11 protein-coding genes are annotated in these 10514 nt (G+C 70.8%); 3 read left to right on the top strand and 8 right to left on the bottom strand.

All coding sequences use genetic code 11. The features are described from left to right. From LOY02_RS14725 to LOY02_RS14710, 4 genes are all read right to left on the bottom strand, one after another. The coding region (locus tag LOY02_RS14725) for a hypothetical protein (protein WP_317183117.1) at window positions 1-1332 on the bottom strand (1332 nt) is incomplete at its 3' end. Then, a complete protein-coding gene (cydD, locus tag LOY02_RS14720; RefSeq protein ID WP_317183116.1) occupies window positions 1329-2987 on the bottom strand; it encodes a thiol reductant ABC exporter subunit CydD in 1659 nt (552 codons plus the stop codon). The genes LOY02_RS14725 and cydD, both read right to left, overlap by 4 nt. Before the next feature lie 7 nt (window positions 2988-2994). Further along, window positions 2995-4059 carry a cytochrome d ubiquinol oxidase subunit II gene (gene cydB / locus LOY02_RS14715; RefSeq protein ID WP_317183115.1) on the bottom strand — a complete coding sequence of 355 codons (1065 nt, stop codon included), beginning with the start codon at window positions 4057-4059 and terminating at the stop codon, window positions 2995-2997. Between the two features lie 14 nt (window positions 4060-4073). Next, window positions 4074-5546 (bottom strand): cytochrome ubiquinol oxidase subunit I, encoded by a 1473-nt coding sequence (locus tag LOY02_RS14710; protein ID WP_317183114.1) that lies wholly within the window; start codon window positions 5544-5546, stop codon window positions 4074-4076. A 201-nt stretch (window positions 5547-5747) separates the two neighbouring features. Between LOY02_RS14710 and LOY02_RS14705 the strand changes: the two genes are divergently transcribed. Both LOY02_RS14705 and LOY02_RS14700 read left to right on the top strand, forming a co-directional pair. Continuing rightward, entirely contained in the window at window positions 5748-6029 is a 282-nt protein-coding gene (locus tag LOY02_RS14705) for a hypothetical protein (protein WP_317183113.1), read from the top strand. Continuing rightward, window positions 6026-6409, top strand: a complete 384-nt coding sequence (locus LOY02_RS14700) for a GntR family transcriptional regulator (protein WP_317183112.1) — start codon at window positions 6026-6028, stop codon at window positions 6407-6409. Before LOY02_RS14705 ends, LOY02_RS14700 begins: the two co-directional genes overlap by 4 nt. Window positions 6410-6440: 31 nt before the next feature. Here LOY02_RS14700 and LOY02_RS14695 read toward each other — a convergent pair whose 3' ends face one another. After that, window positions 6441-6668 (bottom strand): hypothetical protein, encoded by a 228-nt coding sequence (locus LOY02_RS14695; RefSeq protein ID WP_317183111.1) that lies wholly within the window; start codon window positions 6666-6668, stop codon window positions 6441-6443. 111 nt (window positions 6669-6779) lie between these two features. Between LOY02_RS14695 and LOY02_RS14690 the strand changes: the two genes are divergently transcribed. Continuing rightward, window positions 6780-7823 (top strand): quinone-dependent dihydroorotate dehydrogenase, encoded by a 1044-nt coding sequence (locus tag LOY02_RS14690; RefSeq protein WP_317183110.1) that lies wholly within the window; start codon window positions 6780-6782, stop codon window positions 7821-7823. Here the strand turns inward: LOY02_RS14690 and LOY02_RS14685 are convergent. The 3 genes from LOY02_RS14685 to LOY02_RS14675 form a co-directional block, all read right to left on the bottom strand. After that, window positions 7783-8199: a hypothetical protein gene (locus tag LOY02_RS14685; RefSeq protein WP_317183109.1), complete on the bottom strand. Its 417-nt coding sequence runs from the start codon at window positions 8197-8199 to the stop codon at window positions 7783-7785. The two genes, LOY02_RS14690 and LOY02_RS14685, sit on opposite strands and share 41 nt — an antisense overlap. 225 nt (window positions 8200-8424) lie before the next feature. Next, window positions 8425-9738 (bottom strand): phenylacetate--CoA ligase PaaK, encoded by a 1314-nt coding sequence (gene paaK / locus LOY02_RS14680; RefSeq protein WP_317183108.1) that lies wholly within the window; start codon window positions 9736-9738, stop codon window positions 8425-8427. An 84-nt stretch (window positions 9739-9822) separates the two neighbouring features. Then, window positions 9823-10514, bottom strand: a 692-nt coding sequence (locus tag LOY02_RS14675) for an amino acid ABC transporter ATP-binding protein (RefSeq protein WP_317183107.1), incomplete at its 5' end; no start/stop codon positions are given.

Below are 10514 nucleotides of genomic sequence, written 5' to 3'. Positions count from 1 at the left end.
GGACTTGCCGCTGCCGTTCGGTCCGATGACGGCGACGGACTCCCCGGGCGCGAGGCCGAGGTCGAAGGGGCCGAGGATCGGAGCGACGTCGGTGTGGTCGACGCCGTCGCGGGTCTCGGTGGGCGGCCCCTCCTGCCCACCGGACTTTGGTGTGCGGGGCGGCCCGTCCTGCGCACTCGACGTGGGGGTCCGCCGGCCCCACGTGGCAGTGATGGCCTCCAGGCGCAGTCCGCCGAACGTCGCCTCGCCGGAGGACTCCTCAGCGGCAGAGGTCGCGACGGGGTCGTGCACGGCGGGGTCCTGCAGGAGCAGCGACCGGGTGCGGGCCGCTGCGGCACGGGCCTGGGCCCGGGCTCGCATGGCGTCGGCGAGCGGGGCGATCGCATCGGCGATCGCGACGGGCGTGAGCACGAGCAGGGCCCTGACCGGGTTCGAGACCTCGAGCCCGACGGCGATCTGGGCGATGACGACGGTCGCGGCGCCGACGACGAGGAGGAACAGGCCCGCGGCGAGGGCGCGACCTCGCACGCCGGTCCGCGTCGCACGCGCCACCTCGTGGTGGGCGTCGTCGAGCCAGCGGGTGGCCGAGGCCCAGCCCCCGATCGCGCGCAGCTCATCTGCCTGCGAGGTGACGAGCTCGCTGACGCGCACGACCTCGGCGCGGGCAGCGACGAGGTTGTCGAGGGAGCTGGCCTCGAGCCGGAAGGCCACGGCGCTGATGAGGACAACCGCGAGGCAGACGGACGCGACGACGAGGCCCACGGGCGGAGCGATCGCCGCCGTGAAACCGATGACGACGGCGCCCGCGAAGGCACTGGAGATGACGGGAACGGTGAACCGGACCTGCGCCTCGACCTCGTCGCTGATGTCGTGGACGACAGCCGTGAGCACGTCGGCGCGGCGGCGCCGCCCGAGCCGCGCGGGGGTGAGCGGGATGAGGGCCTCGTATGCCGCTGACCTCCGGGCGGCGAGCGTCGCCAGGGACGCGTCGTGGCTGACGAGGCGCTCCCAGTAGCGGAAGACCGGCCGGGCGATGCCGAACGCCCGCACGGCGACGATGGCGGTCAGCAGGGTGAGGATGACCGGTCGCTCCGCGGCCCGCGCGATGAGCCAGCCGGAGGTCGCCGTGAGGGCGATGCCCGAGGCCGTCGCGATGCCGCCGAGGACACCCGCCGCGGCGATCCGTCGCCGTTCGTCGTGCGCCGGGTCGAGGCGGACGCGCCGTGGCTTCGTCGGCGCGTCCACCCCGGCCCGGACGTTCGGGGGCGCTGGGGACGCTGGGGACACTGCGGTCGGCGCGGTGGCGGGAGGGGTGGTCGGGCCGGCGGTCACTGGGCCACCTCCGCACGGTCGAGGTCCGGGTATCCAGCGGCGTCGACCTCGTCGACGGCGTCTCGCCCGTCGACGCCGTCCGCGGGGAGCAGGTGCAGGTGCTCGTCCGCGACGGCGACGAGCTCCGGGCGGTGCGTCACCGCGATGACGATGCGCTGCTCGGCGAGCTGGGTGACGAGGCCGTTCGTTGCGTCGGCGACCTCGGGATCGAGGTGCGCGGTGGGCTCGTCGAGGAGCAGCAGGGGATCTGGTGCGAGCCAGGCGCGGGCGAGGGCGATCCGCTGCCGCTGTCCGGCGGAGAGACCGAAGCCGTCGTCACCGATGCGCGTCGAGAGCCCGTCGGGCAGACCGGCGACGAAGCCGTCCAGCCCGACGACGCGCAGCGCCGTCCACAGCTCGTCGTCCGGGACCGGTGCCTCCGGGTCGTGGCCCAGCGTGAGGTTGGCCCGGATCGAGCCCGCGGCGAGGAAGGGCCGCTGGGTCACGTAGTGCGCGGCCGGAGCCGTCACGGTGCCCGAGGTCGGGGCCTTGAGCCCGGCGACGAGGTCGAGCAGGGTCGACTTGCCGACTCCCGACGGACCGGTCACCACCGTGAGGCCCGACCCGGCCACGAGGTCGAGGTCCCGGATCACGGGGGCGAGCCCAGCGGCATACGCATAGCTGACGTCCCGCAGCTCGACCCGCGCGAAGGGACCGTCTCCGGTGGAGGTGGCCCCGTCACGGCGGTCGAGGTGACGGAGGATGTCCTCGAGGGCAGTCGCACCGTCGGCAGCGGCGTGGAACTCCTGGCCGACGCGCCGGATCGGCCAGTACGCCTCGGGTGCGAGGAGGATCGCGACGAGGCCGGGTCCGAGGTCCATCGAGCCGTAGGACAGGCGCAGCCCCACGGTCACCGCGACGATCGCGACGCTGATCGTCGCGAGCAGCTCGAGGGCGGCCGAGCTGAGGAAGGCGATGCGCAGCGTCTCCATCGTCGCCCGACGGTGTCGGTCACTCACGTCGCGCACGACCTCGACCTGACGCCGCGCGCGCCCGAAGTTGACGAGGGTCGGCAGTCCGCGCACGACGTCGAGGAAGTGCCCGGACAGGCTCGCCAGCGCTGCCCAGCGACGCTCCGTCGAGTCCGCCGTCGCCCGCCCGATGAGTGCGGCGAAGAGCGGCAGGAGGGGAACCGTGAGCACGACGATGAGGGCACTCGGCCAGTCGACGACCGCGAGCGTCAGGATTGCCATGGCCGGCACGGCCGCCGCGGTGAAGAGCGTCGGGAGGAAGCGGGCGGCATACGGCTCCACGGCGCTCGCGCCCGCGGTCGCCAGGGAGACTGCCGTCGACCGCTCGGGCCGGGCCGCCGAGCCGCGCTCGCCCCACGTGCGCACCAGCGCCGTCCGCAGGGCGGTCGACACGCTGACCCCCGCCCAGGCCGCAACGACCTCGGTCGCCCAGGCGAGGACCGCCCGGACGACGAAGAGGCCAGCGAGCCACGCCGCCGGCGGGCCGAGCGGGCGGTCGTCCACGACCGCCACGACGAGGCCCGTGAGGGCGAACGCCGTGGCGATCGTGGCGACGCCGGCCGCGACGCCCATGGCTGCGAGCGCGGCCACCGGCCTCCGCGCCTGGGGGACGGCGCGGAGGAGGCGTGGGTCGAACGGCTTCATCCAGAGATCACCCGACTCTCGTGAGCGGCTGGTCCGGCTGCACGTCGTCCGGGATGTGGCTCGTGGTGAGGCGCTTCCGGAAGATCCAGTACGTCCAGCCCTGGTAGAGGAGCACGAGCGGGGTGAAGATCAGCGCGACGATGGTCATCACCTGGAGGGTGTACTGCGAGCTCGACGCGTTCTCGATGGTGAGGTTGAACGCCGGGTCGGTCGTGGACGGCATGACGTTGGGGAAGAGCATGACGAAGTACGTCGCCACCGCCATGGCGATGGTCACCGCCGTGCCGAGGAAGGCCATCCCCTCACGACCCATCCGGTTCGCCTGGAGCGCCCCGAGCAACGCCACGGCGGCGATGACCGTCGTCACCCACGAGAGCACCTTGCCGTCGCTCAGTCCGAGCAGGAGCAGGAGCAGGACGGCGAGGGCCGCCGCGACGACCCCCATCCGCTCAGCGATGCGCCGGGACTCCGCGCGGATCGGGCCGTCGGTCTTGAGCGCGAGGAAGATCGCGCCGTGCGTGACGAAGAGGGCGACGAAGGTGAGGCCGCCGAGGATCGGCACCGGACCGAGGAGGGTGAAGAGGTTGCCCGTGTACTCCATCTCCGCGTCGATCGGCACGCCGCGGACGATGTTCGTCAGCGCCACGCCCCAGAGGAAGGCCGGCACGAGCGAGCCCCAGAAGATCGCCTGGTCCCAGCGGGCCTTCCACTCCACCCCGTGCCGCTTGTGGCGGTACTCGAAGCCGAGGTTGCGCACGATGAGGGCGACGAGGATGAGCAGCAGCGGCAGGTAGAAGCCGCTGAACAACGTGGCGTACCAGTGGGGGAAGGCCGCGAAGGTCGCGCCACCAGCCGTGAGGACCCAGACCTCGTTGCCGTCCCAGACGGGTCCGATGGTGTTGAGCATGACGCGACGACGCTTCTCGGCGTCGACCGCGGCCTCGCCGACGGCGCCCTTCTTGCGGCCGAGGACGGGCAGGAGGATGCCCACGCCGAAGTCGAAGCCCTCGAGGACGAAGTAGCCGGTCCAGAGGACACCGAGCACGATGAACCAGAAGAGTGCGAGATCCATGGTGGACAGTCCTTTCAGTACGCGAAGACGAGGGGTGCGTCCTCGTCCCGCTCACTCGGTTCCTCCGGCTGCTCGAAGGGGTCTGCCCCGCGCCGGACGTAGTGGAGGAAGAGCTTGATCTCGACGACGGCCAGAGCGCCGTAGAGGAGGGTGAAGCCGACCATCGAGGTGATCACCTCACCCGCCGAGACCCCAGGGGAGACGCCGCTCGCCGTGGTCATCAGCCCGAAGACGATCCAGGGCTGACGGCCCACCTCGGTGAAGATCCAGCCGAACGAGTTGGCGAAGACGGGGAGCAGGGGAGCAGCCACGGCAGCCCAGAGGAGCCATCGGTGGGTGGGCGTGCGCTCCTTGCGGGTCAGCCACAGCACGGCGAGCGCGATCGCCGCAGCGGCCATGCCGACCCCGATCATGAGCCGGAAGGTCCAGTACGTGGTCGGGATGTTGGGCACGTAGTTCGTGGCCAGGTCCGCGACAAGGGGGTTGCCGCTCGCGCCGTAGGTCTCGGCGTACTGGGCCTTGAGCTCGATGATGCCCTTGACGGCACCGTTGAAGTCACCGGTGGCGAGCCAGCTGAGCAGGCCTGGGATCTCGATGATCGGGTTGGCGTGCTGTCCGTCGAGGGTGCCGAGGGTCAGGACGGAGAAGGGGGCGCCCTCGCCCTCCGCCACCGACTCGTAGAGGCCCTCTGCCGCAGCCATCTTCATCGGCTGGACCTCGGTCATGATCTTGCCCTGGATGTCGCCGGTGATGGCAACGCCGAGCGCCGCAACGAGGGTCACCCAGGCACCGATCCGGGTGGCCTTGCGGTAGAGCGGGACGTCGGGCGCCTTCTCCGCGAGACCCTCGGCCCGCAGTGCCTCACGCCGCATGAGGTGCAGCGAGACGCCCATGACGACGGCACCGCCGGTCATGTAGGCGGCGAGCACGACGTGCGGGAAGGTGATGAGCTGGACCTCGTTGGTCAACATGCCGAAGAAGTCGGTGAGCTCCGCACGCCCGGTCTCGGCGTTGAAGCGGTAGCCGACCGGGTTCTGCATGAAGGAGTTGGCGGCGAGGATGAAGTACGCCGACAGGACCGTGCCGATGTGGACGATCCACATCGTCGCCGCGTGGAGCTTCTCCGGGATGCGGCCCCAGCCGAAGATCCACAGGCCGAGGAACGTCGACTCGAGGAAGAAGGCGAGGAGGGCCTCGACGGCCAGCGGGGCGCCGAAGATGTCACCGACGAACCGCGAGTAGTCCGACCAGTTCATCCCGAACTGGAACTCCTGCACGATGCCGGTCACGAGTCCCAACGCGAAGTTGATCGTGAAGAGCTTGCCGAAGAACTTGGCGAGGCGGAGGTAGTCGGGCTTGTGGGTGCGGACCCACTGGGTATGGAAGTACGCGACGATGGCGGAGAGGCCGATCGTGATCGGCACGAAAAGGAAGTGGTACACGGTCGTGATGGCGAACTGCCATCTCGCCAGGTCTGTGGCATCCATGAATGGGCTCCCGGGAGGCGAACAGCGAACTACAAGACGTAGTAGATACTACGCCTTGTAGTAATGCTGTGGACGTGGGGTTCCCCACGTGGGAACCGACCTTTGCGACGACGCGCCGGGACGATCGGCGGGGTTGACAGGTGTTTTGTAGCAATGTACCAATACATTGGTACAACCCTTCAGCCAGGAAGGATGCCTGTCGTGGACGCTCGGCTGCTGACCGGTTTCGTCGGACCGGTGCTGGTGATCGCGCTGCTCGTCAACGTCGTGCGCTGGGTCGCGGCGCGGCCTCTCGACGGCCTCGCGGGCTCGGCGCGGGCGCGCTCGACACCCACCTCGCTCGTCGGTGCCCTCGTCGTCGGCGGACTCGTCACGGGGGAGTGGCTCGATGAGGCCGGCGTGTGGTTCGCCGCAGCGAACGAGCGCGTGGGGCTCGACTGGCGCGATGCGGCCAACAGTCAGCCCAAGGGAGTCGACGCGTGACGGACGACCTGCGGATCGCGGTGGACCCCACGTCGGCCGAGCCACCCTTCGAGCAGGTGCGTGCCCAGCTCGCGGGCCTCGTCACGTCAGGTCGACTCCTCCCCGGCGAACGGCTGCCGACCGTCCGGGCCTTGGCAGCCGATCTCGGGCTCGCCGTCAACACCGTCGCCCGCGCCTACCGCGAGCTCGAGACCGCCGGGCTCGTCGAGACCCGCCGCCGGGCCGGCACGGTCGTGGCCTCCGGCGAGCACACGGCCGACATCGCCGTCGCCGCGCTCGCGACGAAGTACGCCCTCGCCGTGCGCGAGGCCGGACTGGACGACGCGACCGCGCTCGACCTCGTCCGTTCGGCGCTGCGCACGGTTGGTCCCGCGGGCTGAGGGCGGCGGTCTCTGGGCTCCGGGCGGTGGCTCAGGCGCGGTGGGTCAGACCGAGCTCGGGTCCCGCTGCGTTGGTGGCCTCCGGCGTCCGGGTGCGCAGCAGGTGCAGCGTCCGGGCCAAGCCGGCCATCCTGGCGAGGAGTGCATGCGGCACGTGGTGTGCCGAAGCGGCCGAGGCTCGCCCTGCCGGGGGCTTGCGGTGCTGGGGTGCGGGCCAGGCGCCGACGATTCGCGCGCCGTGCGGCGGAATCCTGCTCATGAGTCACCTCCCGGTGGGCCGTCGATCCGGCCGATATGGACAGACGGGCGGGCGCTGCTGACTGATACCTCCGCGGGCTGCCGGAGCCGGATGCTCGAGACGGATGGGAGCATGGGCGCCGTGATCTACGAGCGCGTCGTCCGTCCGACCCTGTTCCGCCTCGGGGGCGGTGACGCCGAGGCCGCCCACCACCGGACGCTGGCGGCGCTCACCCGGCTGTCGCGCGTTGCCTCGGCCGTCGCCGTGCTCCGACGCTGGCACGGCGTGGACGACCCGCGGACCGTCTTCGGCGTACGGTTCCCGAGCGTGGTCGGTCTCGCTGCCGGCATGGACAAGGACGGCGTCGCGCTGAGGGCCTGGCCGGCCCTCGGCTTCGGCTTCGTCGAGGTCGGCACCGTGACGCGACACGCACAGCCGGGCAACCCGAGACCGAGGCTGTTCCGCCTGAAGGACAGCGGCGCCATCATCAACCGGATGGGCTTCAACAACGAGGGTGCCGATGCGCTCGCCGCCCGCCTCGAGGCCCTCGGACCCGTCGGTGTGCCCCTCGGGATCAGCATCGGCAAGTCGAAGGTCACCCCCGTCGAGGATGCCGTGGGCGACTACGTCCACTCGATGCGAGCGCTGCGCCGCTTCGCCGACTACGTCGCCATCAACGTCAGCTCGCCGAACACGCCGGGCCTGCGGGGGCTGCAGGACCGCGCGCTGCTCGACGCGCTCATCGGGGCACTGCAGGCGGAGTCCGACGGCACGCCGGTGCTCGTCAAGATCGCTCCCGACCTCACGGAAGGGGCCATCGCGGAGGTGCTCCAGGTCTGCGCTGACCACGCCGTGGCCGGCCTCATCGCGACGAACACGACGATCACCCGCGACGGCATCTCGCTCCGCGACGCCGCCCTCGCGGCTGAGGCCGGGGGACTCTCCGGACGGCCCCTGACCGAGCGCGCACGCGAGGTCGTCGGCTTCGTGCACCGGGAGGCTCCCAACCTCCCGATCATCGGGGTCGGCGGGATCTCGACCGTCGACGAGGCCAAGCGGATGCTCGACGCCGGCGCCTCCCTGCTCCAGCTCTACACCGGCTTCATCTTCGGCGGCCCGCCCCTCGTCCGGGCCATCAACCGCGAGCTCGCCGCCTCCACACCATCCCGGCGATGACGGCCGCTAGGCCCGCGCAGGCGACCCAGTTGATGAGCGTGAACTCACCGAAGACATCGGCTGCCGCCACTGCTCGGCCCGGATCTGGGTCGCGCGGGTCTCCCGGGTCGGCCAGCATCGACACACCGACGCCCAGCAGCACCACCGTCGGCAGGCCGATGAGGAGCAGGCCCCAGCGAGAGCCGGCCAGCCAGCCGACGAGGGCCAACAGGAGGCACGGCAGGACTCCGGTCAGCGCCGCCATGCCGCCCCTGATGTACGAGTCCCGCGACGGGATGTCGGCAAAGAACGGCGCTCCGCTGATGAGCGCCACCCAGGAGTCCCACGCCGCGAGGACGTAGGCGATGACGACGAGCAGGAGCGTCAACGGCCACACCGGTGCACGCTGCTGGACTGCATGGCGGCGCCCGACGGAGCGATCAGACGCGGGGTCAGACGCGGGATAAGACGCGGGATCAGTCATCGGATCATTCCACGCCCCTGGCTCCACGGAATCGTGAGTGCCGCTACTCAGTTCTCGATGCGCCGGTCCGGCGCGCCCGCCCAGGACGGGAGGAGCGGCGCCGATCCGGGGCACGGACCGGGCTCAGCGGCATACGGCCTAGCTCTTGGGACGCTCGTCGACGATGCGCCGTGCCTTGCCGATGGAGCGCTCGATCGACCCCGGGTCACGCACCTCGACGCGGCAGCTGGTGCCGATGTTCGTCTTGATCTCGTGCTGGAGGTGCCGCGAGATCCCGTCCGCCTCCGCCGCGGACAGGGACTGGATCGGCTCGACGAGCACGGTCAGCTCGACCATGCGTCCAGGCTGCGTCAGCACGCACTGGAAGTAGGGCGACAGCCGCGGCTCCGCAAGGACGAACTCCTCGATCTGCGTGGGGAAGACGTTGACCCCGCGGATGATCATCATGTCGTCGGACCGCCCGGTCACCTTCTGCATCCGGCGCATGGACGGGGCGGCGGTGCCCGGCAGCAGTCGCGTGAGGTCCCGGGTGCGGTAGCGGATGACCGGCATCGCCTGCTTGGTCAGCGACGTGATGACGAGCTCGCCGAGCTCCCCGTCGGGCAGGACCTCCTCGGTCACCGGGTCGATGATCTCGGGATAGAAGTGGTCCTCCCAGAAGTGCAGGCCATCCTTCGTCGCGGCCGACTCCTGCGCGACGCCCGGCCCCATCACCTCGGACAACCCGTAGATGTCGACCGCGTCCATGCCCGTGCGTTCCTCGATCTCGCGGCGCATCGACTCCGTCCACGGCTCGGCCCCGAAGATCCCGACCCGCAGGCTCGTCGAGTGGGGGTCGATGCCCTCGGCCTGCATCTGGTCGACGAGCGACAGGAAGTAGCTCGGCGTCACCATGATGACCGTCGCGCCGAAGTCCCGGATGAGCTGCACCTGCCGCTCCGTCATCCCGCCGCTGATGGGCACGACGGTCGCGCCGAGCCGCTCCGCCCCGTAGTGGGCCCCGAGCCCGCCCGTGAAGAGGCCGTAGCCGTAGGCGACGTGGATGATGTCGTCGGGTCGGCCGCCGGCGAAGCGGATCGAGCGGGCCATGAGGTTGGCCCACGTGTCGATGTCCTGCTTGGTGTAGCCGACCACCGTCGGCCGCCCGGTCGTGCCGGAGCTCGCGTGGATGCGGGACACCTCGGTGCGCGGCACGGCGAACATGCCGAACGGGTAGTTGTCGCGGAGGTCCGCCTTGGTCAGGAAGGGCAGCTTGGCGATGTCGTCGAGCGAGGTGATGTCGTCAGGTGTCACACCCTTCGCCTCGAACGCCTGGCGGTAGTGCGGGACGTTGGCGTATGCCGCTGAGACCGTCGCGCGCAGCCGCTCGGTCTGCAGGTGGCGCAGTTCGTCGAGCGACAACGTGGGGATCTCGTGGTCGGGGAGGGCAGGTGCCGGAGACTCCGTTGTCATGCGCCCAAATTAGAGGTCGAGTGGCCCCTTCGTACACCGGGGGTCCGGGGCCCCCCTCGAGCCGTGTGGGCTCCGGGCCCTCGGTCAGTCCCGGATCCGGTCTGCGGCCTCCTGCTCCAGCTCTCGCTGATCCAGCAGCTCCTGCTGCTCTTCGGTGCGCATCCGGCGCAGGAAGGCCCTGGTCCGCTCCTGCTGCGGGTTGCCGATGACGTCGGCCGCCCGGCCCTCCTCGCAGACGACGCCGGCGTCCATGAAGACGACGTGGTCGGCGACCTCGCGGGCGAAGCCCATCTCGTGCGTCACCACGATCATCGTCATCCCGGCCTCCGCGAGGTCGCGCATGACGCTGAGGACGTCACCGACGAGCTCGGGGTCGAGCGCCGAGGTCGGCTCGTCGAAGAGCATGAGCTTCGGGTCCATCGCCAGGGCTCGCGCGATGGCGACCCGCTGCTGCTGGCCGCCGGAGAGGGCGCCGGGATACGCCGACGGCTTGTCGGCCAGCCCCACCTGCGCCAAGAGCTCGTGCGCGCGGGCCGTGGCCTCCTTCCTGGAGACCCCCTTGACCTGCATCGGGGCCTCGATGATGTTCTCGAGGGCCGTCATGTGCGGGAAGAGGTTGAAGCGCTGGAACACCATCCCGATGCCGCGTCGCTGCATCGCGACCTGCGCGTCGGTGAGGTGGTGCAGGACGCCCTTGTCGTCCTCACGGAAGCCGATGAGGTCGCCGTCGACCCAGATCCGGCCGCCGTCGATCGTCTCGAGCTGGTTGATGCAGC

Source organism: Intrasporangium sp., from assembly GCF_032907665.1.
In the GTDB taxonomy this organism is placed as follows: Bacteria; Actinomycetota; Actinomycetes; order Actinomycetales; family Dermatophilaceae; genus Intrasporangium.
Note: the sequence above shows the minus strand (reverse complement) of the source record. Positions and strands in the feature narration are given on the sequence as shown.